The organism is Streptosporangium sp. NPDC048886 (assembly GCF_055586905.1).
In genome coordinates this window covers 1-24,793 of sequence record NZ_JBVJHH010000080.1, presented here as the reverse complement: position 1 = coordinate 24,793, position 24,793 = coordinate 1, and the positions used below count along the sequence as shown (strand labels likewise).

Genomic DNA, 24,793 nt, shown 5'->3' with positions numbered 1-24,793 from the left:
CTCCAGCACGGTGGCGAACTGGGTGCAGTCGTTGACGTTGCCGGCGGTGACCACAGAGGCCAGGGGCAGGCCGCGTCCGTCGACGGCCAGGTGGATCTTGGTGGTCAGTCCGCCGCGCGAGCGCCCGAGCGCCTGTCGGCCCTGATCGATCTGGGCTGGTTGCTGCCCGAGCGTCCCATCGCGGTTCCCCCTTTACGGGCACCGGCCGCGTGCTGGTGGGCGCGCACGATGGTGGAGTCCACGCAGATCACCGACCAGTCGACCTGGCCGATGGCGTCGTCGTGAACCTGGACGTGCTCCAGGAGCCGGGCGAAGGTGCCGTCGGCTGACCAGCGGCGGAAGCGCTGGTAGATGGTCTGCCAGGGGCCATACCGTTCCGGGATGTCGCGCCAGTCGGCGCCGGTGCGGATCTTCCAGACGATGCCGTTGAGTACCTGGCGGTGATCGCGCCAGCGGTCACCGCGTCCGGGGTTGGCCGGTAGCAGGGGTTCGATGCGTGCCCAGGCGTCATCGGTGAGTTCGTGGTGGCGGATCATGTGCTCTATCGAGTCACATCATCGTGGTTTCGTCTGGAAAACCGGCCAACGGCCGGGGAGTGTGAGGGGCCGGTAGGCCCCTCACCTGGGGTTCGGGGCACAGCCCCAAAAGCCACAGCCCGAGCACGGACCGCGCGCAGCGCGAAGAATCAGCGAGGCCCGCACTCAACGTTCAATGATCCACAAAACAGAACCTAGCCCCAAAGTAAGCCGATCCGCGCAGGTCAGCCGACTTCAGAGAAGATCGTGTTCTCGGAAGCGGAGACAGTCACGACTTCTGAGAAAACGCACGGCTGAGAAGCAAACCCCAGCTCGGCGCCTCCGCGAACAGGACCGCGTCGCTAGTTGGCGGCTGAGGCCACCTTCGGGAGGAGGACGCCAGGTTGAGGAGCTCTGGGGGAGACCTCCTGATCCCAGGGGGTAGCCCACTCGCGCTCATCGCCGATCATCTGCAGGCGCAAGGTGTGGATGCCGGGGTGTTCATCCAGCTCAGACACCTCACCGGCGGCCGGCACATGGTCCAACGGTGGTTGGACGCCGTCCCAGACGCTGGAGCTTAACCATCGGCCATCGGCCTGGTGCGTGCGCGGCGATCTCCTGCGGTGGAGACAAGGTAAGTCGACGTGTAACTGGTTTCCGTGGACGGGCTTCAAGGGGCTGCTCGCATGAGCGCTGATGCCTCAGAGTTATTAATCTACATTGTAAAGGCGTTCGGCCGAGTTTCAAGATCATTTATATGGACTAAAGGCTCCTCACCTACAAGAGAGGCGTTGCGCCGGTGGATCGGCCTGCTACATCCTGAAGGGCATCTGATGCTCAAGGGGTGCTCGGCGAATGTCGAGTCGAGCGAGGACCAGTCCTACGGGGTGGAATCGGAGATGATGCCGTGGATGGGCGGTCGTGGCCCAGCCGGGCCGCCGCCCGTGGTGCGATTTTCGAGTTCATCGAGGGCTGGTACAACCTGCACCGGCTGCACAGCAGCCTGGGCTACGTTAGCCCTGCCGTCTACGAGGCCGTGTCCGCGGCCTGACCACCACACCAAAGGTGTCCGTCAAAGCGGAGCAAGCTCAGTCCTCATCGATGCCATGGCTGAGGTCACTCACAAGGGCTTGATCTCCTGGCGTCGTTGCCTGGGATCATCGCCGGATGTGTGACTTCGGGATCTCTGGTTACAGGCCGGTGTGGTTGAGGGGGCGTTCGGCTGTCACCGCCGCTCATGGTCGGAGACTGGCCGTGCTGAAAGGGCGGAGGCTGACCCGGGCCCTGCTGGTGTGGGATAAAGAAGGACGCCCGCGTGCTCCGGAATTCGATGTCGTGCCGTCGGCATTGACTACGGTGAGCATGGGTGTGACCTCCCAGCCGACGCGCCAACGTCGGCCTGCTCGGTGACCTTCGAATCGATCACTCGGGAGGGTGCGCCCCGAGCCGATCCACAGGTTCTGGGCATTGCTCCGCAGCATCTTGTGGATCCGTGGCCTCCAACCCGCCTGAAGATCCGAAGTCCGTACAGGCACTAGTCGTCGGTCTTTCGTGGGGGGACCTTCAGGGCGCTGATTGGAGGGCTCACCTGGGTGAGCTTCTCCGACAGGGTCCACAGGCGCCGGGCCAGCTCCGGGTCCATGGCGGAGGCGACGGGCTGGGTCACGACGGGGTAGCCGCGTATACCCCGGTGCGGGCCGATGAACTGGCCGCCCTCGACGTCAGGGGCGACGGCCGCGTGGAGCTGATTGAGCACGCCCATGTCGACGCTCTGCGCGAACAGCCGGTTGGCGATCCGGCCCCCCAGGGCGATCACTCCCGTGGGGCCGCTGGTTTGGAGGTTGGTGGCCGAGTAGCCGGGGTGGGCCAGCACGCTTCTGATCTTCGATCCGGCTGTGCGCAGGCGCCGGTCGAGCTCCAGGCCGAACAGCACGTTGGCGTACTTCGACTGCGCGTAGTGTTTGAGGGGGGAGTAGCTGCGCTCGCCGTACAGGTCGTCGAAGATGATGCGGCCGCGCCGGTGCAGGTCCGAGCTGACGGTGACGACCCGGCCGTCGTCGGCCAGGCGCTCCAGCAGGAGCCCTGTCAGGGCGAAGTGGCCCAGATGGTTGGCTCCGAACTGCAGTTCGAAGCCCTGTTTGGTCAGGGTGCGCGGCGGCATCATCACGCCCGCGTTGTTCATCAGGACGTCGATCCGCTCCTGGATCCCGCTGGCGAACGCGCGCACCGAGTCCAGGTCGGCCAGGTCGATCAGGCGCAGGTCGAGGTCCGCCTGCGGCACCTGCTCCTGCAGTTCGGCGAGGGCCTTGTGTCCCTTGCGCTCGTCGCGTACGGCCATGATCACCCGGGCGCCTCTGCGTGCCAACTCCCTCGTGCTGACGTAGCCGAGGCCGCTGTTCGCCCCGGTCACGATGACGGTTTTGTTCGTTAGGTCGGGTACGTCGGCAACTGTCCAACGATTCATGGGCCCAGAGTGCGCCCAATGGCACAGAGTGTCAAGAAATGCTCGCCGTGTCATTCTGGGCTATCATGTCCCGGTGAGTCTCCTCGAACGCAAGCGTCAGTTGGTCAAGGACGAGCTTTCACACGCTGCGGCCCGGCTAATCGCGCGCAACGGCTACGAGGAGACGACGGTCGAGCAGATCGTGGAGGCCGCCGGAGTCTCCCGGCGCACCTTCTTCCGCTATTTCCGCTCCAAGGAAGACGTCATCGTCGAAGTGCTCACCGCCGTCGGCGAGCACACCATCGCGGCTCTGGCCGCCCGCCCGCCCGACGAGCCGCCCGGGGTCTCGATGCGGCACGCGCTCGACGGGATGGTGGGGACCTACTGTGCGTTCCCCGAGAAGTCGCTCGCGCTCACCAGGATGATCCTGAACACCTCCGCTCTGCGCGCCCGCTACCTGGACCGGCAGTTCGAGTGGCGCGGCGAGGCCGCGGCCGAGCTCTCCGGCCGTGGAAGCGGCCCGGCGGACCTGCGTTTCGGGATGATCGCCGGGATCGCCTTCGCCGCTCTCGACGCTGCTTTAGTCTCCTGGGTCGACTCCGGAGGCTCAGAGAACCTGCCGGAGCTGCTGGCGCGGGCGTGTGATCTCGCCGGACTGGAGGACCTCTAGGAGCTGTTCAGAGTAGAGAAGGCATGAGGCCGGCCGATCGGAGCGGGGACGCGGATCTTGTTCAGGACGGTGACGAACCGCGGGCAGTCGGCGGTCTGCCCGGGCGTGAGCACGGAGGCTGGCTCGCGCGGTGTCAGGCAGGCTGGTGCACCTCGATGGGGAGGTGGCGGGGTCCGCGCAGCATGGCGTTCTGCCGGTAGGGCGGGGGGTCCTGGGCCAGGGTTGCGGTGCTGAGGCGGGGGATCAGCGCGCCGAGTGCCATGTGGGCTTCGATCCGGGCAAGCGGTGCGCCGTAGCACAGATGGATGCCGCTGCCGAAGCCGAGGTGCTGGTTGTCCGGGCGGGTGGGGTCGAACCGGTTGGGTTCGTGGAATCTTTTGGGGTCGCGGTTGCCTGAGGCGAGCGCAAGTACGAGGGAGGTGCCTTTGGGGATGGTGGAGCCGGCGACGTCGATGTCGGCGAGAGGGATGCGCTCGCGCATGTGCACCGGAGGCTCATAGCGCAGCAGTTCCTCCACCGCGCTGGGCAGCAGGCCGAGGTCGCGGCGCAGCCGGTCGAGTTGGTCGGGGTGGCGCATCAGGGTGAGTACCCCGTTGGTGATCAGGTTGACCGTGGTCTCGTGTCCCGCGATGAGCAGCAGTACAGCGGTTTCCGCCAGTTCCTCACGGCTGAGCCGCATGGCCGGATCCGGTTCGTTGATGAAGGCGGCGAGCATCTCGTCACCGGGACGGCCGCGGCGCCGCTCGGCAAGGTCCACCAGGTACCGGCCCATCTCGATCCGGGCCTGTTGACCGACCCGGTCCCGCTCGGTGGTGTCCTCTCCGGGCGTGACGTCGGCGGAGGCGACGATCGCGTCGGACCATTGCCGAAACAGTGGCTCGTCCTCGCGTGGAACGCCGAGCAGCCGACAGATGACCGTGACGGGCAGCGGATAGGCGAAGTCGTCGACGATATCGATCTGGGTGCGGCCTTGGAGCGCCTCAACCAGTTCCTCGGTGAGTTCGGCGATCTGGCCGCGCATGGCATCGACCCGGCCGGGGCTGTGCGGCGGGCCGAACGGTCGCATGGCCAAGGTTCGCAGCCTGTGGTGCTCAGGGTCGTCGAGCCGCAAGAAGGGGAGCTGTGGCGCTTCCTCGGACAGCCCAGGAGGTGGGACCGGACGGCTGCGGGGAACGGCACTGATCCGCGGGTCATGGAGCAGGGCGGTGATCTCGTGGTAGGAGCCGATCAGGTAACTGCCGTCTGTCTGCCGCACCACGGGACCGGCGTCGCGGAGTTCGGCGTACAGGGGATAGGGATTGGGACGGCTGGCGTAGTCGGTGATCCGTTCCAACAGGGTGTCGGCGGTCATGATCTCAGCTCCTCGTGGACGGACGGAAGGATCAGCCATGCACCACGGTCAGCCGGCGGTCCGGCAGATGACCGGTGAGCGCGACGATGGGGCCATGGGAAAGCCCCTTCGGATCCGGCACATCGGAGGGAAGCGGGATGTCGGCCGCGATCGGACGGTCTGCCGCGCCGGGCACGGGCGGGAACGGGGCGGCAGTCTCGATCAGGTGCTGGTAGTATTCGAGCGACTTGGCCATGTTGACGGTGACCGCGGCGGTGACTCGGCCCCGGTAGCCGTACACCATCGCCAGACGACGCTCCTCCAGCGAGCCCTGCGCAAGGACGATCTGGTCGGAGAAAGTGGGGACGCCCACGGATTTGATGTTGAGCCCGAACTGGCTCGACCAGAACGTCGGGAGTGCAAGGTGGGGACGTCGCAACGGTCCCGGATTGACCATGTTGTAGGCCGCCACCTCGGCCTGCGCGACAGCGTTTCCCCAGTGCTCCAAGGAGAGCATCTGGTACTCGAACAGCGGGTGCGGGAAGCGGGAGACGTCACCGGCGACGAAGACGTCATCGGTGACGATCCCGTACATGGTGAAGGCCCGGCACCCGGCGTCGCAGGCGATCCCGCGCGGGCCCGCTGCCAGCCCGGAGTGCCTCAGCCAATCGACGTTGCGGACCGCTCCCAACGCGACGACGCACACGTCCGCGGCGACGTGGCTACCGTCGGACAGGTCCGCACCGGTGAACCGGCCGTTCCCGTCCCCGCGCAGAGCGGTGACCGTCGCCTCGCAGCGCAGATCCACCCCGTGCGCTCGCTGCATCCTGGCGGCAAGCTTCGACAACGTTCCGCCGAGCGCGCCCACCAGGGGTGCGGGGCCGCGTTCGGCGACCGTGACCTCCAGGCCCCGTTCCCGGCAGGCGGAGGCGATCTCCGAGCCGGTGAAGCCGCCGCCGATCACCAGTACCCGCTGTGGCCCGGCAGCCAGCCGTTCGGCCAGTCGTGCGGCGTCGTCGCAGGTGCGCAAGGTGAATACCCCGTCCAGGGCGGCCTCCTCTGGGTTGGGCCAGGGCCGCGCCCGGGTCCCGGTCGCGATCAGCAACCGGTCGAAGGGCAACAACTCACCGTCAGCCAGTACCACGCGTTTTCCCAGGGGGTCCAGACCGGTGGCCGGCACCCCCAGCCGCCAGTCGGCGTCCGGGTCCCGGCGCATCGGCAGCCCGGTGGCGTCCGCCGCCGCCTGGCCGAGCAGCACCTGTTTGGACAGCGGCGGCCTGTCGTAGGGCGGATGGGGTTCATCTCCCACCACGGTCAGTGAGCCGGTGAAGCCCTCCTCGCGCAGCGTCTCGGCGGCTCGTAGTCCGGCCAGCGACGCGCCGATGATGAGGATCCGGCCCTCGCGCAGGTCATCGGCCACCGGTGCTCACCTCCTCGCCGAGGAGGATGGCCTGGACCGGGCACGCCGCCGCGGCCTGGCGCACGCGCTCCAGCTGATCGTCGGGGACGGCCGGGTCATACAGCAGTGCCTCCTCCCCGTGTAGGCGGAACACCTCCGGAGCGAGGAAGACGCACTGCGCATAGCCCTGACAGCGGGTGAGGTCCACAACGATCCGCATCCCACCACTCCTTCCGTCGCCTCACCCTTGTTCCTGTCCAGAGCAGCGCCAAAGAGAATCGGATATTTAGGGATAAATCTGATAATTGTCCGACAGGCGGCACTGGACAGCTCACTGTCCGTGCGCACACGTCGTCCTACATGTGTGTCCCCAAGCTCAGACCAGCGCCCAGGCCACGCGCACCGAACTGCCCATCGTGACCGCAACGGTTCTCACCGGGACCCGAGCTCGGCGGCGGGCACGTTCCACCAGGCGGGCGACATAGGCGACGGCCTGACCGGGATCTCGGCGCGGCCGGTCGGGAACCGGCTGTGCACCGCGTAGAACCGCGACAGCAGCGCGGACCCGAGCTCCGTCGCGCCCCGCCGGCTGCGACTCCTCATCCGCCCAGACACGGTGCTGCGCTGGCGCCGCGACCTCATCAAGCAGCGTCACGCCTGTACCTGCCGGCCGCCGTAACGGCCTTGGGCGTTCGCGGCGGCCAGGCCGTCCACAGTGCGTTCGTGGATGAGGTCGCGTTCCATCTCGGCGGCCATGGCGGCGACCATGAACAGCATCTTGTCGGCGATGGTCTGCCCGTTCGGGCGGTGCAGTCCGGCGCAGATCCCGGTGAGGATCTCCAGGTTGGCGTCGCGGGCGTGTAATTCGTCCTCCAGGAGCACGAGGAGTTCCTTCATCGATCGGGCGATCCGGTCCGGCTTGTAGATCACCAGCGTGTCGCCCGCCTTCAGCGTGTCCAAGGTGGCACGCAGCTTCGGGCGGGCGCTGCGGGTGCTCGCGGTCTCCACGATCACCTCTCGACAGTTGGCCGCCGCGAGCGCGTCCAGCTGCATCTGATGGTCTTGCGCTCGTCCGGAAACGCGGGCGTACCCGATCCGGACGGTGTTGGTGTAGGCGGCGGGCGGCTGCGGGGCGGACTGCATCCTGGAATCGTCCCGAAACTCAACGCTCCAGCCTTGGTTTCGGGACAGCTTTCGGGACACCTCGACCGGGGGACCCTCCATCAAGATCGCGACCGTCCCGTATTCGAGCGTTTTCGGGACTACCATGCTCGGCATGTCTGGGCGCGCGCTGAGCTTCGGAGTGATGGCGGAAACCTACGAACGGTTCCGGCCGGGGTATCCCGTGGAGCTTTTCGACATGGTGATGGCGTACGCCGCCCAGCCGGTCAGGACCGCCCTCGAAATCGGCGCTGGGACAGGCAAGGCAACCCGCCTGTTCGCCGAACGAGGGGTCGCGGTGACCGCGACCGAGCCCGATAGGGCCATGCTCACGGAGCTGCGCAAGCACGTGCCGACACACCTCAGGACTGTGCAAGCCGCATTCGAGGATCTACGGCCGGGCAAGAGATACGGCCTGGTCTACGCGGCTGCGGCGTTGCATTGGACGAACCCGGAGGATCGGTGGTCACGGATGGCTTCGCTGGTGGAGCCGGGCGGCGTGTTCGCCTCGTTCGGCGGGCCGATCGAGCTGGCCGACCTGGCTGTGGCGCAAACTGTCCGCGCGGCACGATCACCGTTCCTGGCAAGAGATGACGTTCCATCCCCGGATGGGACGCCTCCGGAGGCGGAGATGCAGTGGCCAGGCACGGAGCTTCAACGGTCTGAGTGGTTCACCGACGTCCAGCAAGCCGTGATCGAACGCCGCTTTACGCTGACCGCTGACGACTACATCGGCCATCTCGACCATCTCGGCTTATCTCGTCTTACCGGACGCGGAGCGCGAGCAGGTGTTCAGCCGGATCATGCGGGTTCTGCCCGAGACGGTCGAGATGATCGCCGACGTCACTGTTCATCTCGCGCGTCGCCACCGCGAGCCGTAGCCCAGGCCTTCGGGGAGGATCGGACCGGATGTTGGCGCTACGCCTATCAGGGGCTTGCATTCGGTACCTAGGCACAGGTTTACCGTCGAGGTATGACCAACGACATCGCCCTTGACCTGGGTTGGGCACCCTCCGCCTGCACTCTGCCGACCGCCGAGCAGCCGCTGCGCGTGGCCGAGTTCGACGCCTTGTTCGCCGACGCGGTGCAGGGCGTGGCGCGGTCGGAGGGTACCCGGCTGCGGCTGGAACTCGTCTTCAGCCCGGACAACGCTGCCCGGGCCGCGGAACTGACGGCCCGGGAGAACAGCTGCTGCTCCTTCTTCACCTTCACCCTCATCATCGCCGACGGCAGCCTGGCCCTGGAGGTGACGGTGCCGGCGGAGCATGTCGACGTGCTGGACGCGCTGCAGGCCCGCGCGGGCGCCGCGGTCGCGCGTTGAGTCCGGAGATGATGGGGATGGACCGCATCAGCCGCGAGGGCCTGCTCGCACTCCTGGAGGCCGGGACCGTGCAGTTGCTCGTACTTGGTCTGCCCCGTACATGGCTTGCCGTCGACGGTGCCCTGGGGAGGCCGGTGATGAAGGACGCGTCAGGCGGGCTCCTCAGGTGGCTGAGTCCTGTCGGGCCAGGAGGTAGCGCCAACGATCGGCGGACTCGATGATGTCCAGGCTGACGCGTTCCAGGAACGCCGCCGTCTTGGCCAGCCGTTGCCCGATGGGGCCGTCGAGCCCGTAGGTGTCGGCCACCGCCATCGTGGCCGGTGCCGTCTCGAGGGTCTGGGCGCGTGCCCGATGAGGACAAGCCCGGACGGCGGCTGCAGGAAGTGCAGTCCTACTCCACGATGCCCCGATCGATCGTGGGCATGGCCGATCATCCGCACGCGCTCGGGGTCAGCCGGGTGGTCATGGTGCTCGAAGCACAGTGAAGGGCCCACAGCGCGGCTCTCGGCGTCCGACTAACCCACGGCCTCGACCGGACCATAGAGGAACGACGTCGGCGGGCGACCACACCGATTTTCAGCTCGGAACGGGCCTCCCGTCAGGAGTTCAGGGATTAACCCGTCTGCTCGTCGCCCTCGGCTGCCACCCGGGCTGTGACCAGCCCAGACTCGTAGGCCACGATGACCGCCTGGGCGCGGTCGCGGACGGAGAGCTTGTCGAAGATGCTGGTGATGTAGTTCTTGACGGTGGACAGGCTGAGGTCGAGGACGCGGGCGATCTCGGTGTTGTCCAGGCCGGTGGCCATCAGGCGCCATACCTCGACCTCGCGGGGCGTGAGTTCGCCCAGGCCCGTGGGGTTCGGCCGGGTGCCGTGGGGCGCCCGTACGTAGGTGGAGATCAGCCGGGTGAGCAGGCGCGGCGCGACGGCGGCGTCGCCGGCGTGGACGGTGCGGATCGCCGCGCTCAGTTCCTCCGGGGAGCTGTCCTTGGGCAGGAACCCGTAGGCTCCGGCTCGCAGGGCGCCCACGAGGTACTCGTCCATGTCGAAGGTGCTGAGTGCCAGGACCCGGCTGCCGGGCAGCGTCGCGGCGAGTTCCCTGGTCGCGGCGACGCCGTCGAGGACGGGCATCCGGATGTCCATCACCACGACGTCGGGGCGCAGCTCGTGGGCGAGGGTGACGGCCTGCGCGCCGTCCTCGGCCTCTCCCACCACCTCGAAGGACGGATCGGGGGAAAGGATCAGCGACAGGCCGCGCCGTACCAGCAACTGATCGTCGACGATCAGGACCTTGATCATCGGCGCGCCTTCTCGTGCTGGACGGCCGCCTCGGCGGCCTCGTCCGTGGCCAGCGGCAGCTCGGCCAGCACGGCGAACCCGCCGTCCGGCTGCGGGCCCGCGGTGAGTGTGCCACCGTGCAGGGCGACGCGTTCGCGCATGCCGATCAGGCCGTATCCTGCCGCCGGCGCCGCGTCCTCCCGCGGCGGTATGCCGCCGCCATCGTCTCGCACCTCGATGGTGACCCGGTCCTGACCGTACGTCAGCCGCACGGACGCGCGCGCCGGCCCCGCGTGCTTGCGGGCGTTGGTGAGAGCCTCCTGGGCGATTCTGAACACCGTGAGGCCGACGGTCGGCGGCAACGGCCGCCGCTGCCCGTGGACGCCGAAGTCCGTCGGCAGTCCGGCCAGGCGGGACTCCTCGACCAGGCGGCCGAGGTCGTCGGCGCCCGGCTGGGGCTGGGCGGGCGTGGTCTCCGGCTCGTCGCCGTCCCGCAGCACGTCGAGGAGCTGGCGCATTTCGCGCAGCGCGAGCCGCCCGGAGGACTCCAGGGTGACCAGGGCCTCCCTGACCACCTCCGGTTCCGCGACGTTGGCGCGGGCGCCGCCGGCCATCAGCTGCATGGTGGTGATGTGGTGGGCCACGATGTCGTGCAACTCCCGTGCGATACGGCGCCGCTCGTCGGCCACCGCGCGGTCGGCGAGGAGTCTGCGGTTGGCCGCCACCTCCGCCTGCCAGCGGTTGACCGCCATGGCGGTGCCGACGACGATCAGGGTGGTGAGGGGCGGGACGACGGCGTCCTGCCAGGTCGGGACGTGGCCGATGTTCTGGCTCAGCAGGGTCAGCGCCACCGTCGCGACGGCCGCGACCGCCGTGACCAGGCCGGGGCGGGCCCTGGCGACCGCGTACAGGGCGACCACCAGGACGGCGCCGAAATGCCTGGGCAGGGGCACGATCAGGGTGGCCGCGGTATCGAGCACCAGGATGACGGCGAGCGCCGCCACCGGATGGCGGCGCCGGGCGAGCAATGGCAGGGCCGCCAGCGCGACGAAGAGGAACCCCGCCACGCTCACGGCGTGCCGGCCGTCGGGGGCGTTGAAGAACGCGTAGCTGAGCAGGTTCATCGCGCAGGCTCCGCCGGCGACGAGCGCGTCGCTGCGGGCCCACGGCAGCTCCCGGGCGTTGCTCGACAATGGTGTTCCCCCGTATCCGGCCTTACGGCCCCCCGGAACAGGATTGCACAGCGGCGGCGATGGCCCGGCCGGGACCAGGACCACGGTCCTGGTCTCCGGGAGACGGAAGGCCCCAGGGCCCCGGTGCGAATCATCCGCCACCAGGAGGTTTACCGCTTCTGCGGCTGATGGTCTGGATATCGGCCGGGAGCCCCCGGCAGACGCCGTCCGCCGGAGGAGATCGTGATCCGTGCCCTGACCGGGTACTCCATCAGACACCCATGGAAGGTCATCGCCCTCTGGGCGGTGCTGGGTGTCGTACTGAGCGCCTTGACCCCGATGCTGTTCGACCGCGTCACCCAGAACCAGGCCGGCGACTTCCTGCCCCGGAGTTACGACTCGGCCGCCGCGCTACGCATCGCCAAGGAGCGGTTCGGGGTGAACCCCGACGCCACCACGGTGACCGTGCTGGTCGCCCGGTCCGACGGCAAGGCCATGACCGCCGCCGACCGGCAGCGCGTCGAGGCCGAGACGGCGAAGCTGGCCAAGCGCCGGGTGATCATGCCCAGGGAGGACGACGGCCCCCAGCGGTTCCTGATCCCGGACCGCTCCCAGACGCCCCGGATCGCCCCGGCGATGACGGCGCCCGACCGGAGCTTCCAACTGCTCTCCGTCGAGCTGATCGGCAACCGCGGGGACAAGGGCGTCCAGGACGTCTACCGGACCTTCCGGGACTCAGCCAGGACCCATTTCTCCGAGGCGGGGATGCGTACTGGCTTCACCGGAGCGCTCGCCGAAACCGTTGACACCGTCGACTCCCGCAAGACCGTCACGACGGTCGGGAGCGGGCTCATCGTGGGGCTCATCGTCCTGCTCAACGTGCTGGTGTTCCGTAGCGTGCTGGCGGCCCTGCTGCCGCTGCTCGCGGTCGCCATGATCGGCTTCGTGGCGGCGGGAGCCGTCGCGGGCGCCGCGATGCTCACCGGGCTCAAGCTCGACGCGGGCACCCCGGGCCTCATCAACGTGGTCCTGCTCGGCATCGGCATCGACTACCTGTTGTTCCTGCTGTTCCGCTACCGCGAGCAGCTGCGTATCAGGCCTGAGCAGTCCGCCCGTGAGGTGGCCGCGCAGGTCTCCGGCCGGGTCGGCACCGCGATCACCTCGGCGGCGCTGACCATCGTGGCCGCGTTCGCCACGCTCGGTCTCGCGACTTTCGGGCAGTTCCGCTCGATGGGCCCCGCGATCGCCGTCGCGGTCGTGGTGATGATGGTCGGCAGCCTCACTCTCCTGCCGGCGCTGCTCGCCGCCGCCGGGCGCAAGATGTTCTGGCCCTCCCGTACGGCTCTGCGCCCCGAGACCGGTGAGGGCTGGGCCGCCCGCCTGGGCGCGCTGGTCACGCGCCGGCCGCTGATGATGCTGACCGCCTCCATCGGCCTGCTCGCCGCACTGGCCGCCGGGCTGATCGGCGTCCGCATGGACTACGGCCAGGGCGGCTCCGGCGCCCAGACCCCCGCCGCGGCCACCGCGGCCGAGATCTCCCGCACGCTGCCGGCCGGCGTGTCCGACCCGACGAGCGTCTTCATCACCGCCACCGACGGCGGCACTCTCACCACCGGCCGGCTCGACGGCCTCTCCCGGGCGCTCACCCAGGTCAAGGGCGTGGGCAAGATCGCACCGACCGTCCTGAACAAGGACCACCGTGCCGCCCGCATCGACCTCTACCCGACCGCGGACCCGCGGAGCCGGCAGGCCCGCGACCTGGCCGTCGGACCGATCCGGGCCACGGTCGCCCAGCACACACCTGCCGGGATCACGGCCCATGTGGGCGGGACGCCGGCCATCGTCGCCGACATCTCGACCGCGGTCGACCACGACCTCACGATCGTGTTCCCGGTCGCGGCCGCGCTGATCGCGCTGATCCTCCTGCTGCTCCTGCGCAGCCTGCTCGCTCCGGTGATCCTGCTGCTCTCCGTCGGGCTCGGCTTCGCCGCGACCCTCGGCGCCGCCGCGCTGCTGTTCCAGCACGCCCTCGGCGAGCCGGGCGTCGGCTTCACGCTTCCGCTCGTGCTGTTCCTGTTCGTCGTGGCGCTGGGCACCGACTACAACATCCTCATCACCGACCGCATCCGGGAGGAGATGCGGCGACCGGGCCCGGCCCGCGCCGCCGTGGCCCGCGCCGTACGGCACACCGCGCCGGCCATCGCCACGGCCGGCCTGGTGCTGGCCGCCTCCTTCGCCGGCCTCGTCACGTCCCCGGGCAACGAGCAGATCGCCTTCGCGATGACGCTCGGCATCCTGCTCTCCGCGCTCGTCGTGTCACTGGTCCTGGTCCCCGCCCTCGCCGCACTCCTCGGCCGGGCCATCTGGTGGCCGCTGCGCCCACGACCCGCCGCAGGCGGCCATCGCACCGGGCCTTTCGAGTCCCACCCGACTGCTTTTGAGTCCCACCCGACTGCTACGGCGGTCGCATCTGCCGGGAGGCAAGAATGATGAAGAAGAATCCGATCAACCACCGCATCCGCGCGATCGTGGCGTCAGCGGTCACGGCCGCGACGGTCGTCACACTCGCGGCGGGCCCGGCCCGCGCCACGTCCGGCTACGATCGGGCGGCCCTGCAGCGGGATCTGGCCGCGATCCGCGACGCCGGCACGCTGGGGGTGCAGGCACGGGTGGTCTCTCCCGCCGGTGACCTGTCCGCGGCAGCCGGTACGGCGGTGCGCGGCCGTACCGTGCCGATCCCACTCGACGGGCACTTCCGGATGGGCAGCAACACGAAGACCTTCGTGGCCACCGTGATCTTGCAGCTGGAGGAGGAGGGCCGCCTGTCCCTCGGCGACAGCGTCGAACGGTGGCTGCCCGGACTGGTGCGAGGCAACGGCAACGACGGGCGCGCGATCACTGTCAGGCACCTGCTTCAGCACACCAGCGGCCTGCACGACTCCGTGGGCGACATCGAGATGAAGATGCGCACCGAGCAGGGCTACCGCGCCTACCGGTTCCTCCGCATGTCCCCGCGCAAGCTGGTCGCTCTCAGCGTGGGCCGGCGCCCGCTCTTCTCTCCCGGCGCCCGCTGGAGCTACTCCAACATCAACTACCTCCTGGCCGGGATGATCGTCGAGAAGGCCACCGGTAACTCCTGGCGCGATGAGGTGACCCACCGGATCATCACGCCGCTGCGGCTACGTGAGACGACGCTGCCCGGCGACGCCTCGCGGCTGCCCAAGCCGCACCCGCAGAGCTACACCGAGGACGCCAAGACCGGCCGGCCGTTCCGCGCCACGGTGCTCAGCCTCGGCTGGGCCGGCCCGGCGGGCGAGGCCGTCACCACCACCGGCGACCTGGGCAGGTTCTGGCGAGCGTTGCTGGGCGGCCGGCTCCTGACGCCACGCCAGCTCAAGAAGATGACCACCACGGTCCCCGTCGGCGCGCCCGGCAGGGAATTCGGCCTGGGCATGGCGAAGCAGCGGCTGAGCTGCGGGATCACGGCATGGTCGCATCCCGGTGGCACACCCGGGTTCATCACCGACAACGCCGTCACCGAGGATGGCCGCACCAGCGTGATCGTCTCCCGCACCACCTACCCCGGCACCCCATCCCAAGGCCAGGCCACGGCCCGCCTGATCGACAACGCGCTCTGCGCCAACCGCTGATCACTCCGGTGCGGCGGCCACGGGCGGCCGCCGCACCCGACAGCGCGCGTCACAAGGTCTCGCAAGGCGACGCCATCGCGTTCCCCCTCACCGAACAGCTGCGTCTCGACGCGCCCCGGCCAGCCCATTGACCGACCCACGGGCGCCGAGTCGGCGGCGTCTTTCTCCGCCAGCTGGTCCGGCCGCCCTCGGGACGCTGCCCGTGGTGCGGCGCATGCCGGACGAGCGGGTCGTCCTGTACGGCAAGGCCCGTCGGCCGGACCCGTCTGGGGCAACGCCTCAGAGCGTCAGTCCCAGCTCGCGCAGCTGAGCAGGGCGCAGCGGACGCCAGCCGCTGGTGTCGAGCTTGGCCGGCTCCGCCTCCACGTCGACGTTGACGACGCCGAAGAAGTTGATGTCGTCGCTGTGGCCGGGGGAGATGGGCGACAGGATCTCGTCGCTCACCTGCCTGCCCTGGGAGCGCAGCTACGGAGTTGGTCAGCAGTGTCAGGCATCATGCCTGCTCGGTCTGCTGCTCCAGGTGCGGGCGGGTGATGGTGCCCTGCTGGGCGTAGTGCAGGTCGCGGCGCAGCGCGTGCAGGCTCTCCCCTTTGTTCAGCTGGCGGGAGATCTTCCTCCTGAAAGCCGGGTCCGACAGGTATTTGGCCAGGTGGACGGTCCTGCGCAGGATGCCCCATTCCTTCAGCGCGGCAGCGAGGGTGTTCTGCCGTGAGGCGGCCGACCATTTGCCGACGATCAGCGAGACATTGGCCTGGCCGTACTTCAGTGAGCCGGCCATCCGCAGCAGGTCCGGCCAGCAGGAGGCCACCAGGTCCTCGTTCCAGCGCGCGCCCAGCAGCGGCCCGGCGTGCGGGTAGCGCTTGGCGATCTCGGTCGGGGTGTCGTCCCGCACCAGGGTGACCCGGGCCAGGTCCCGCAACCGCGGAGTGAGCGCCTTGCCGACCAGGTCGAACAACGCGAAGTTGATCAAGGTCGCGCCGTGGGAATCGATCGCGTGCTCGGCGACCGGAAGGTCGGTCGCGTTGCCGAGGAAGTCGTCCAGGACGTAGTGCGCCTCCCGCGCAGTCGACACGATGATCTTCGTGCCGTACGTCGACCACTGATCGGAGACGTGGGTGTACGTGGAGAGCACCTGCCCGCCGTGTACGAGGCGCCATCCTATGGATCCGAAGCCTTGACCCCGCCTAAAGATCCGAACTCAGAACAGGCCCTAGTCAACCTCGACCCCCGGCAGCTGATTCCACCGGCCCGTCCCCATGCGCGTGCTGCCGGCGGGGCCGCAGCACGGCGAGGGCGGCCACCATGGCGAGGCGTCCGGCAGCCATCGCCGCATAGAAAAGCAGGGGATTGCCAGGATAAAGAACAAGCTCAGGCTGGCGTGGCGTCGAGATACCCTGCCGCTTGGGTGAGGAAAAGGTCGGCATAGCGGCCCTGGGCACGCATGAGTTGGGTGTGTGTACCGTGCTCGATGACGCGGCCGGAATCGAGCACGTAGATGCGGTCGGCGCTGCGGACGCTGGAGAAGCGGTGAGAGATGAGTAGGACGGTGCGGCCAGCGAAGAGATGACGGATGCGGGCAAAGAGGTCGGCTTCGGCTTGGGGGTCCAGGGCGGCGGTGGGCTCGTCGAGGATGACGAAGGGGGCATCGCGGTAGAAGGCGCGGGCGATGGCGAGTTTCTGCCACTGGCCACCGGAAAGGTCGGTGCCATCGGTGAATTCGCGACCAAGGACGGTGTGGTAGCCGTCGGGGAGGCTCTCCAAGAGGGTGGCGACGCCAGCGGATTCGGCGGCGTGTCTGAGGCGGCTGTGGTGGAGTTGGTTGTCGACGCGACCGAAGGCGATGTTGTCGTGGGCGGTGAGCTTGTAGCGGACGAAGTCCTGGAACACCACGGCGCAGCCGTGGCGCAGTTGGTGCAGGTCGGTGGCAGAGCGGCCGTCGCGGAGCAGTGTCCCGCCAGTGGGCGCGTACAGGCCGGCGAGAAGCTTCGCAAGGGTAGTCTTCCCGGAGCCGTTGGCTCCGACGAGAGCGATGATTTCGCCTTGGTGGAGTGAGATATCGATACCGTAGAGCGTGGGGCGGTCGGCGCCGGGGTACGTGAAGGTCAGATCGCGCGCACGCAGCGTCTTGAATGGGCGTACAGGTTCGGCGAGTCCGGGGAGTGGCTCGACGGCTGTGGCTGCGAAGTTGTGCAGGTCTTTGAGGAAGTAGAGGGACTGGCCCACGTCGTTGAGCATCTGATTGGCCACTCCCATGCGGCTCGACAGCAACCAGAGTCCGGCCAGGCCTGTGGAGGCGGCGGCAAGGGACACCATGCCGGCGTTTACCAACGCCCAGACGGAGGCGATGACACCGACGATCAGGGCGCTGGACAAGAGTTTGGCGCGGATCTCGCGTCCCGCATAAGTGCGGATCAGGTGGGCCATGCCGTTCAGCTCTTGGGCGTATTCGCTGTCCCAGCGGGTGTGGAGGGTGGTGCCGAGGTTCAGGGCCCGGATCTCCTTGGCCTCCTCCCGGCAGGTGAGCAGCTGCTCCAAATACTGGCGGCGGCGGTGGTTCTCGGCCAGGGAGTGATGCATTGTGTACACGGCGTTACGTCGGTCCTTGGCGGCCTTGAACAGCGGCAACGCGCTGAGGGTCGCTAGGGGGAGCAACCACCAGGCCATGGTGATGAACACGCCCGCTATGGCCAGCACGGTCAGCGCCGCCTGCAGCATTGCGACCAGCATCATGACCACCTTGGCCGGCTCGCGCCGCGAGGCGTGTACCGCGCGCTGTAACCGGTCGTGGAAGTCCGGGTCTTCGAATTCCAACAGCTCGGTGTGGGCGGCGGTACGTAACACCAGTGAGATAACGTGCCGGTCCACCCGATCTGTGAGGATCTGCTGCTGCATCCCACTGAGCGTCTGCAGGATGCCACCCGCCGCACCGAGGGCGACCAGCACCATCAACCCAGACACCAGCCTCCATAGGTCGACTCCGGCGCCGCCCCCGTCGGCGAGGGTCATCACGTCGTCCACCATGCCCCGCAACAACAGCAACGCACTGGCCAGGCCGACCGCGGTGGTCAGTTGAAGCCCCACCACGGTGAGGACACCGCGCCGGTCCGCCACCCAGGACATGTGTACGGCGTGTACCGCCGCCCCGCACATGTCGCGGACGGTGAGCCTGGGCGTCACCGGGTCCACCGCTCGATCCAGTTGCGGTGCTCGGTGTTGAGGAAGGCGGTGTGTTCAGCGTAGTAGAACACGTGGCCTGCGCCGGGGAGGAGGAGTAGGCGGGCGGTGCCGCCATTGGCAACGATGGCTTTGTAGAGTTCGACGGATTGTTCGGGGGCGGTGGCGGGATTGGTGTCGTTGGTGCCGTGGGCTAACAGCACCGGCCGATCCAGCTTGTGGGCGAACTCCAGGGCACTGAAGGCTCGGTAGATGTCCGGAGCTTGCCACAAGTGGCGTTTCTCGTGCTGCCAGCCGGTCGGGGTGAGGGTGCGGTTGTAGCAGCCGCTGTGCACGATCGCTCCACGCAGCTCAGGGATATGGGCGAGGGCATACAGGGCGAGGGTGGCGCTGAAGCTGTGTCCACCCACCAGCATCGGACCGTCCACGGTGGCCATTGCGGCGCGCACCGTGTCGATGATCTGCGGGTGCAGGGATTCCACTGTGGCGTCGGCCGGCCAGTGCAGCGGCAGGTCCAGGTTCGCGATCGCGTGTCCGGTATCCAGCAGGGAGGGCGCCGTTGCCGGGTCTCCAGGGCGGGCATCGCGCAGCCACAACACTGCTGCCGGCGCTCCCGGGTGGCACGTGAGCGTGGCCTGGTGGTACCCGGTATCGATACTGATCCCCGTCGGGTGGGTGGGTTCGGGGACCGGTGTCGCCTCCCCTGGCGCCGGCTCGTGCGGAGCCTCCGCGACCGGACGGGGCGAGCCGGAGCCGTCCACCGATACGGTCAGGCTGGACCAGGACAGCCCGCCCTCGGAGGTGGGGTCATCCTCGGCGTACTCCAGATAGAGTTCGCCGTTCAGGGCGGCCAGACGCCGTATCACCAGTGGGTCGGTCAGTTCGGTCGCCTGGCCGGTAACCGGATCCAGCGCCGCGGGCCGGGCAGCGACGAGAGCGGCGAGTTCGGGCAGGGTAGGCAGGAACTTCACGTACATCGGACCCGTCGCCTCCAGCGCCACCGGATTTCCGTGTGTCAGCGGGATTTTTGCCGCTGGGGACGACGGGAGGAGCAGGACGAGGCGGTCGTCTACCCAGGCATGGGGGGGCCATGCGTGGGAGGTCGCGGCCCGCATCTGGTCGAACACCGTGACAGTCTGGGTGGCGTAGTCGGCCACCCACGGGTGGGCGTGCCGGTCCCGCACCACCAGCCCTGCGACGAGGGGCCGTTCGGGGTGCCAGGCCAGTTGTGCGGGCAGCACGTCGGTGAGGGGTAGGGTCCAACCCGGCGACGTGCTGTGTGTGTGGATCTCGATGAGGGTCGCCCATGCCCGGTCTACTGCGAGCCCGGCCAGGTCCGGGTCCACCTGCAGTTCGCGCCAGTACGTGACGGCGGGATTTGCCTGCGAGATCGAGGATTGGGTCGGGGCGGTCAGCCGCGCCCACGCGCCGTTCGGTGAGCTGTCCCTCCAGCTGTTAAGCATGTGCGGTAACCACGATCGAGTTGATCAAAGCCTTGACTGGGCCGATTCCGGAGACCGGTCCGCCGACGGGTCTGCCGGCGGCGTCGAGGCCCTGCGCGCAGGGCACACCCATCTCCGCCATCGCTTCGGGTGCTGCATCATCGGGTCCGAGCACGGTTTCGGCGACCGCGCCGCGGCGGGCCGGTTCCATACCTGCCACAAGCTTCTTCAGTGCCCGGCAGGATGGGCAGGACTCGGAGGTGTAAAGCTGTACGCTGTACACCGCATCGGTGCGTTCCACGATCTGTTTTTCCTTTGCTGCTTCGATCGCGCGGGCACGGCGGTCCACCGCGAAGACCACACCCGTGATCAGGACGGTTGCTGCTACCGCGAACCCGACGCGCAACGCCGTCTGGGCGCCGGGGCCCATCAGTAGAGCGATGACTGCCAGCAGCGCGCCGGCGGCGTTCATGAGGACGTGGGTGCGACCTACCGAGGCCAGCCGCGCCAGCCCGAAGCAGGCGCACTTCTGGCCGCGCAGTGCTTGGGCTACGCTGGTCAGCGCCAGGTACGCCACCAGGCCACCCACTGCGGCAAGGCGGCCAGGCACCACGATGAGCAGCACCGCGCCGACCAACTCGGCGGCGGCGATCAGCCGCGGACCGTGAGGCGCCGCCAGGGGACCGCTGCGGATCGGCCAGGACAGTTTCTCGGTCGGCGCCGCCAGCTTCGCCACACCGGAGACGACGAGGGGACCGGCCAGGACCGCCACCAGCAGATCAGCCAGCATCGCTCAGCACCACCCAACCGGCCGCGATCAGGACCTGGGCCAACCGCCCTTCCGGTACGCCGCCAGCCAGCAGTTCATCGATCGCCACTGTTTGCGGCTCATCGCACTCGGCGATCGCCAGATTCACGCCGTTCACCAGAACCGCGCCGCCGTACGGCAACCGGGTCAGGGTTACCTGGGGCGCCAGTTTCACCGTGCTCATGCTTGACCTCGCATCCAGTGGTCGGTCCACACCAACCGCAGCAGGGCCAGGGCGTGCTCGCTCATCTGCCGAGGGTCACGCAGTGCCGCGACGACCTGCTCAGCCTCGATCAGGCCTGCCTTCGCCAAGGGGGAGTCAGCGACATACGCCGCCAGCTTGTCCCGCTGTGCATACAGATGTTCCGCGGCGGCCAGGCGCAGCCAGTAACCGGGCACCGCCCGCCGTACGCCGGTGACACCGTGCGCGTCGATCGCCTGCCACAGCGGCAGGTTGTTCCGAAACACGCCCCGCTCGATCCGGCCGATGTCGTCGGCTGAAAGGGCGGCCACCGCGGCGAGGGCCTGCGAGTCGAGGGCCGGCAGCAGTGCGCCGGCCCCCCCGCGCTCGGCCAAAGCGGCGTCGGCCCTGCCCAACACCGGCGGGAGGGACTTAATGTGTTCTTCCCACAGCGGAAGGCACAACTGTCGCGCGATGCCGTATTCCTCCTGGCCTGCTTCGGTCAGACCAGGCACGAAGTTCATTCCCACCGGCACCGGTGGCGGCTGAGCGCCGGGCTGCTGCTCCTCTGGTGGGTCCTCCACACCGGCCATGGGCGCATACACGGTCTGTCCCTCCAAGAGCCTGCGCGCCTCGGCCAATGTGGGCAGGGTTCCAGCCACGTGGAACGGCTCGCATTCGAGGAGCTTCTCGTCGCTGATCTCGGCTTCGGGCAACCGGATCGAGACCAGGTCCTCCAGTAGTGCCCCGGTTGCCAGCGGCAGCTCCACCGCCGCAGACAACTTCGCCACGAGGCGGCGGCGCCCCTCCACCTCCGGCGTCGGGGGTCGTGGTAACTCGGTGGCAATCGGGTGATGGTCCAGCAACTCTGAGACATCCATCGGCACCCGTCGCAGCTCCAGGCCAGGTATCTCGGGCACCGGCAAGTGCGCGAAGGCCGCGCCCAGATCCGCGTGCACCAGTACCGGCCGCTTACCTGTCCGGTACGCCGCCACTGCCAGGAACGCCGAGGAAAGTCCACCGCTGTAGGCGATCCCGAACTCGCCATCCGGTAGCGCCGCACCGACCACGTCGATCAGACCCCTCTCGGGGCTAGGCAATCGTGGCGCCTGCCGCTCTACCCGCACCCCAGCGGCGTCCACCCGCACCACCGTGCCGACCGTCAGCCGTTGAACCCCAGGCACACCCAGCGCGTCATCCGGCGCCGGTACGTTGCCGTGCACCAAGGCGAGCAGATCCCACGCCTGCGGACCGGGAACCGCTGCGCCACCGGCAAAAGCGGCCAGATCTTCGCCCCACTCCAACCCCGAAGGGTCGATCCGGTAATACACCGGCAGCGTCGACGGCAGCTCTAGTGCCAATTCAAACGAATCCTTCGAATTGGCGATTCGCAGCTCGGGAACCATCGTCCCCGGACCACTCGACCGCACCCCACGCTTGGTTATCTCAACTCGGTTCATGCCCGATACACCTCTAGATGTGTCTCCTTGACAGGAAGGGATGTACTCACCACTTCGCCGTCACATTCCACCCAGGCGTAGAATCCTGCCGGCGGCATCGCCGGCACCGCTTCCCGGCCTAGGTGAAACGAAGCCGGGAAACCCAACCCGCGCAGCCCTGCCGTCACATACAGCGCGTCCTCCACCGGATTCAAGAACCCAATACTGTTGCGCTGCTCCACCCGCAACGAGGCCACAACGTCGTCGACCCGCCGCGCCGGGCGACCCGGTATCACCTGTGGCCATGATTCGATCCGGTACATCCCCACGCCGTCCCGTACCGACTCCAGAAATTCACGCGCTTCCATCGCCGCCGTCCTCACCATTACTGAAACCCCTTCCTTTGCGTTCATGTCCAGTTTTGGAGTCACAGCGCAGGCAGCCCAATCCTTCCAGGCGGGCAGCATTGGTGTGCAATTCATCTCGATTGCGCCGGGTCGGGCCGCTCGATGAGCGGCCCGACCCGGCTTCTAATTAAGCGGTCGGGATCGCAAGCCCCTCAGGGGCTAGCGTCGACAGCCGAGACGGAAATGTCTCAGCCGCGGCGGCAGTGACCGTCCGCCGAGCCGCCGACCCAAAGGCGGCAGTACAGGCCGGCACAGCACCCGAACGTGAAGAGACACGTGTTGCCTTCCCGCCCACATTCTTGAGCCACGGTGGACTGGGACGCAAACAGGTGCTGCTGGAGGCTGTTACTAGCCAGCCTGTCAACAATAGAAGTCGTGATCATAAGTTTCACCTCCTCAGGTTGCGTTTATGAATTCGCCGGAGCGAATCTCCGGAGATTACAACATAAATGATCAGACCTCGTCGAGTATCAGCTGGACCGTCGATTTGACTAGAGTCGAATCGACGAGATCAACTGGCCTAAAAAATTTCATCGGTCTGGGGTATCGGTCAGCGGGCGAGGGCATTTCCAAGGGGGCTACGCCGGTACAGCACATGCTTGCCGTCACGCCTGCGGTCAAGAAGCCCCGCTTTGTGCAGGATGCCCAGGTGATGGGAGACGGTGCCGGCCGCCAGCTTGTGGCGCTGGGCGAGGTCGGCGGTGGTGTGAGCGATGTCGAGGTCGGCCAGCAGCGCGGCACGGGTTGCGCCGAGAAGTTCCGTGAGGTCCCGCGATACCTGCCTGAACGGCTGCCGTTCCGACGCGGTGGTGGCTCTTCCGGCGGCGGGGAAGTAGATGGCCACGGTGTCGTCGGGACGGCTGCTCATGAGAATCCGGTCGCTCATGAAGGCCGAGCCGACACACCACAACCCCGAGCCGGCGGTCAGTCGGGCGTGTGGCGGGATGTCGACGAGGAGAGTGTCGCCGCTCCAGGCGAGGTGCCGGCTCATGTCAGCGATGGCCGCATGCACCCCGTCGGCGGCGAGCAGCCGCGCCCGGTAATCGAACTCCAACTCCAGGTCGGCCCGCAGACCGTCCCAATACGGGGCCAGGGCCGCCTTCCAGTAGGTCCTCAGCTCATCCGCCAAAGTGGCCAGGTAGGTGTCCTCACCGCGCGCGTCCAGCAGGCGAGTGGCCAGCGGCAGAGCGGGGCCGACGAGTCCCGTTCGCTTCGCACCCGTGATGGCGCAGGTCAACCCCTCCCGGATCGACCCTGTCGGTGTGGTCACCAGTGCGTGTAATTCCTCGTCGAGTGAGGACGAGCCGCCGGCCGCCACCGGCAGGAGGAAATCCGGCAGGTACCCGCCCAACCCGATGATCTCGCGCAACAGGCGCGGTCTGCCCGGCGTCAGCCGCCCACGCACATCGCTCCACCATCGCCGGATCCACGGCGTCTGGTTGCCTCCGGTGGCCGCCCACAACGACAGGGTGGCCTCGCTCAGCATCGACCAGCCGAAGCGGACATGCTTGAGCCCCTCGGCGGGAATCTCAAGCGCCTGCATCACATCCGCCCTCCGCGCTGGCCGGCCGGTGAGAGCCGCGGGGCACCGGTCCATCCAGGCCCCGGCACGTGAGGGCGCGACCAGCCCGGCCCGGATCGCGCCCGCCGCCGGAGGGTGGCGGGCGACGGCGAACCGTTTGGACCTATGCCTGACATCTTGTCGGACATCCGTGTCGGAGTGGCTGCGGGTTTGTCCGTTCTCCGTCGGACAGGCGGAAGAAACATGCGCAACCTCCATCGGCCTGGACACCCCCTGCGATCGGGGAAGGCGCCATAAACAGTCATCGTCGGTCCCGGCGGACACAAGATCGAAGACTGTCCGGAACAGTTCCGGACGACTCCGAACGCCCCTGCGTTCAACGGTCGAGGAGCCCATCTGTCCCAGGTGCACGTGTTCAGCCTGGGACCAAAGAAGTGAGCACGGCCGCGGCATCGGCGGGTTGGTCGTGTCCAGCACCTTGCGCGACTCGCTGTTCACCCTGGACAGGTACAACAGCTATGGCGGCCGCGGGAGTGGCGGGCGGCTGGGCCGGTGCAGACGCGTCAGGGGCCGCTTCGGAGGCGGCAAACGGGGCGGGGTGGCGCGGTGGCCGGCTCTTGCATGGCCGGGAGGGGCGGGTCATCGTTTTCCAACGCCCAATACAGCATGGAGCGGCCGATGCCCAGATGCAGGCGATGGCGATCACCGACTCCTCGTGGGAGGGCCGGAGCGATCGCGGCGCCGCTGTCCTGACGGGTGCGGGCCCTGCCGCGATGCTCCGGCACGAGCGTCCGGCCCGCCGCCCTGGCCCAGGCCGTGTGTGACGTCGCCTCCGGGACGTCGGCGCTGGCCCCGGGGGTGGCCGCGACGATCCTCGATCTCG

The 24,793-nt window shown here is 68.2% G+C and carries 24 protein-coding genes and 2 pseudogenes; 7 read left to right on the top strand and 19 right to left on the bottom strand.

All coding sequences use genetic code 11. From position 1 onward, the window contains the following. A pseudogene (locus tag ACZ6R6_RS47900) lies at positions 1-536 on the bottom strand (IS5 family transposase); the annotation flags it as partial. A gap of 901 nt (positions 537-1,437) precedes the next feature. Here ACZ6R6_RS47900 and ACZ6R6_RS47895 point away from each other — a divergent pair. After that, a pseudogene (locus tag ACZ6R6_RS47895) lies at positions 1,438-1,566 on the top strand (IS3-like element ISCARN64 family transposase); the annotation flags it as partial. 483 nt (positions 1,567-2,049) lie between these two features. On the opposite strand, the gene ACZ6R6_RS47890 reads toward ACZ6R6_RS47895, so the two are convergent. Further along, positions 2,050-2,979 carry an oxidoreductase gene (locus ACZ6R6_RS47890; RefSeq protein ID WP_470104043.1) on the bottom strand — a complete coding sequence of 310 codons (930 nt, stop codon included), beginning with the start codon at positions 2,977-2,979 and terminating at the stop codon, positions 2,050-2,052. Positions 2,980-3,052: 73 nt separating this feature from the next. Here ACZ6R6_RS47890 and ACZ6R6_RS47885 point away from each other — a divergent pair, with 73 nt between their 5' ends. Further along, positions 3,053-3,628, top strand: coding sequence for a TetR family transcriptional regulator (locus tag ACZ6R6_RS47885; RefSeq protein WP_470104042.1), 576 nt, complete (start codon positions 3,053-3,055; stop codon positions 3,626-3,628). Positions 3,629-3,761: 133 nt separating this feature from the next. Here ACZ6R6_RS47885 and ACZ6R6_RS47880 read toward each other — a convergent pair whose 3' ends face one another. From ACZ6R6_RS47880 to ACZ6R6_RS47860, 5 genes are all read right to left on the bottom strand, one after another. Next, positions 3,762-4,979 (bottom strand): cytochrome P450, encoded by a 1,218-nt coding sequence (locus ACZ6R6_RS47880; protein ID WP_470104040.1) that lies wholly within the window; start codon positions 4,977-4,979, stop codon positions 3,762-3,764. Between the two features lie 31 nt (positions 4,980-5,010). After that, positions 5,011-6,378 carry an NAD(P)/FAD-dependent oxidoreductase gene (locus ACZ6R6_RS47875; protein WP_470104038.1) on the bottom strand — a complete coding sequence of 456 codons (1,368 nt, stop codon included), beginning with the start codon at positions 6,376-6,378 and terminating at the stop codon, positions 5,011-5,013. After that, on the bottom strand, positions 6,368-6,577 hold the full coding sequence (locus tag ACZ6R6_RS47870; protein WP_470104036.1) for a ferredoxin: 210 nt from the start codon (positions 6,575-6,577) through the stop codon (positions 6,368-6,370). Before ACZ6R6_RS47870 ends, ACZ6R6_RS47875 begins: the two co-directional genes overlap by 11 nt. Positions 6,578-6,789: 212 nt before the next feature. Next, on the bottom strand, positions 6,790-6,960 hold the full coding sequence (locus ACZ6R6_RS47865) for a hypothetical protein (protein WP_470104035.1): 171 nt from the start codon (positions 6,958-6,960) through the stop codon (positions 6,790-6,792). 48 nt (positions 6,961-7,008) lie between these two features. Then, positions 7,009-7,500, bottom strand: a complete 492-nt coding sequence (locus ACZ6R6_RS47860) for a recombinase family protein (RefSeq protein WP_470104033.1) — start codon at positions 7,498-7,500, stop codon at positions 7,009-7,011. Positions 7,501-7,633: 133 nt separating this feature from the next. Here ACZ6R6_RS47860 and ACZ6R6_RS47855 point away from each other — a divergent pair, with 133 nt between their 5' ends. After that, entirely contained in the window at positions 7,634-8,470 is an 837-nt protein-coding gene (locus tag ACZ6R6_RS47855; protein WP_470104032.1) for a class I SAM-dependent methyltransferase, read from the top strand. A gap of 21 nt (positions 8,471-8,491) precedes the next feature. Further along, positions 8,492-8,839, top strand: coding sequence for a hypothetical protein (locus ACZ6R6_RS47850; protein WP_470104030.1), 348 nt, complete (start codon positions 8,492-8,494; stop codon positions 8,837-8,839). A 162-nt stretch (positions 8,840-9,001) separates the two neighbouring features. Here ACZ6R6_RS47850 and ACZ6R6_RS47845 read toward each other — a convergent pair whose 3' ends face one another. Next, the gene (locus tag ACZ6R6_RS47845; protein ID WP_470104028.1) at positions 9,002-9,145 is read right to left on the bottom strand and encodes a hypothetical protein; all 144 of its coding nucleotides are present in this window, start codon (positions 9,143-9,145) and stop codon (positions 9,002-9,004) included. 38 nt (positions 9,146-9,183) lie between these two features. Here ACZ6R6_RS47845 and ACZ6R6_RS47840 point away from each other — a divergent pair, with 38 nt between their 5' ends. Beyond that, positions 9,184-9,324, top strand: coding sequence for a hypothetical protein (locus ACZ6R6_RS47840; protein ID WP_470104027.1), 141 nt, complete (start codon positions 9,184-9,186; stop codon positions 9,322-9,324). Between the two features lie 128 nt (positions 9,325-9,452). Here ACZ6R6_RS47840 and ACZ6R6_RS47835 read toward each other — a convergent pair whose 3' ends face one another. Then, on the bottom strand, positions 9,453-10,136 hold the full coding sequence (locus ACZ6R6_RS47835; protein ID WP_470104025.1) for a response regulator: 684 nt from the start codon (positions 10,134-10,136) through the stop codon (positions 9,453-9,455). Further along, positions 10,133-11,308 (bottom strand): sensor histidine kinase, encoded by a 1,176-nt coding sequence (locus tag ACZ6R6_RS47830; protein ID WP_470104024.1) that lies wholly within the window; start codon positions 11,306-11,308, stop codon positions 10,133-10,135. Before ACZ6R6_RS47830 ends, ACZ6R6_RS47835 begins: the two co-directional genes overlap by 4 nt. Before the next feature lie 222 nt (positions 11,309-11,530). On the opposite strand from ACZ6R6_RS47830, the gene ACZ6R6_RS47825 reads away from it, so the two are divergent. Beyond that, positions 11,531-13,777, top strand: a complete 2,247-nt coding sequence (locus tag ACZ6R6_RS47825) for an MMPL family transporter (protein ID WP_470104023.1) — start codon at positions 11,531-11,533, stop codon at positions 13,775-13,777. After that, entirely contained in the window at positions 13,774-14,937 is a 1,164-nt protein-coding gene (locus ACZ6R6_RS47820; protein WP_470104021.1) for a serine hydrolase domain-containing protein, read from the top strand. The genes ACZ6R6_RS47825 and ACZ6R6_RS47820 overlap by 4 nt, the downstream gene beginning before the upstream one ends. A 279-nt stretch (positions 14,938-15,216) precedes the next feature. Here the strand turns inward: ACZ6R6_RS47820 and ACZ6R6_RS47815 are convergent, their stop codons facing one another. From ACZ6R6_RS47815 to ACZ6R6_RS47775, 9 genes are all read right to left on the bottom strand, one after another. Next, entirely contained in the window at positions 15,217-15,381 is a 165-nt protein-coding gene (locus tag ACZ6R6_RS47815; protein WP_470104020.1) for a hypothetical protein, read from the bottom strand. 49 nt (positions 15,382-15,430) lie between these two features. Beyond that, on the bottom strand, positions 15,431-16,069 hold the full coding sequence (locus ACZ6R6_RS47810) for a Tn3 family transposase (RefSeq protein WP_470104019.1): 639 nt from the start codon (positions 16,067-16,069) through the stop codon (positions 15,431-15,433). Between the two features lie 236 nt (positions 16,070-16,305). Further along, on the bottom strand, positions 16,306-18,123 hold the full coding sequence (locus tag ACZ6R6_RS47805) for an ABC transporter ATP-binding protein (protein ID WP_470104018.1): 1,818 nt from the start codon (positions 18,121-18,123) through the stop codon (positions 16,306-16,308). Then, positions 18,111-19,574 carry an alpha/beta hydrolase family protein gene (locus tag ACZ6R6_RS47800; RefSeq protein ID WP_470104017.1) on the bottom strand — a complete coding sequence of 488 codons (1,464 nt, stop codon included), beginning with the start codon at positions 19,572-19,574 and terminating at the stop codon, positions 18,111-18,113. Before ACZ6R6_RS47800 ends, ACZ6R6_RS47805 begins: the two co-directional genes overlap by 13 nt. Next, a complete protein-coding gene (locus tag ACZ6R6_RS47795) occupies positions 19,567-20,343 on the bottom strand; it encodes a hypothetical protein (RefSeq protein WP_470104015.1) in 777 nt (258 codons plus the stop codon). The genes ACZ6R6_RS47800 and ACZ6R6_RS47795 overlap by 8 nt, the downstream gene beginning before the upstream one ends. Continuing rightward, positions 20,333-20,545 (bottom strand): actinodefensin-associated protein B, encoded by a 213-nt coding sequence (gene adfB / locus ACZ6R6_RS47790; protein WP_470104013.1) that lies wholly within the window; start codon positions 20,543-20,545, stop codon positions 20,333-20,335. Before adfB ends, ACZ6R6_RS47795 begins: the two co-directional genes overlap by 11 nt. Next, positions 20,542-21,948, bottom strand: a complete 1,407-nt coding sequence (locus ACZ6R6_RS47785) for a hypothetical protein (RefSeq protein ID WP_470104011.1) — start codon at positions 21,946-21,948, stop codon at positions 20,542-20,544. Before ACZ6R6_RS47785 ends, adfB begins: the two co-directional genes overlap by 4 nt. Positions 21,949-21,998: 50 nt before the next feature. Continuing rightward, a complete protein-coding gene (locus tag ACZ6R6_RS47780; RefSeq protein WP_470104010.1) occupies positions 21,999-22,394 on the bottom strand; it encodes a hypothetical protein in 396 nt (131 codons plus the stop codon). A 544-nt stretch (positions 22,395-22,938) separates the two neighbouring features. Beyond that, the gene (locus ACZ6R6_RS47775; protein ID WP_470104008.1) at positions 22,939-23,931 is read right to left on the bottom strand and encodes an ArsR/SmtB family transcription factor; all 993 of its coding nucleotides are present in this window, start codon (positions 23,929-23,931) and stop codon (positions 22,939-22,941) included. Positions 23,932-24,793: the final 862 nt, after the last annotated feature.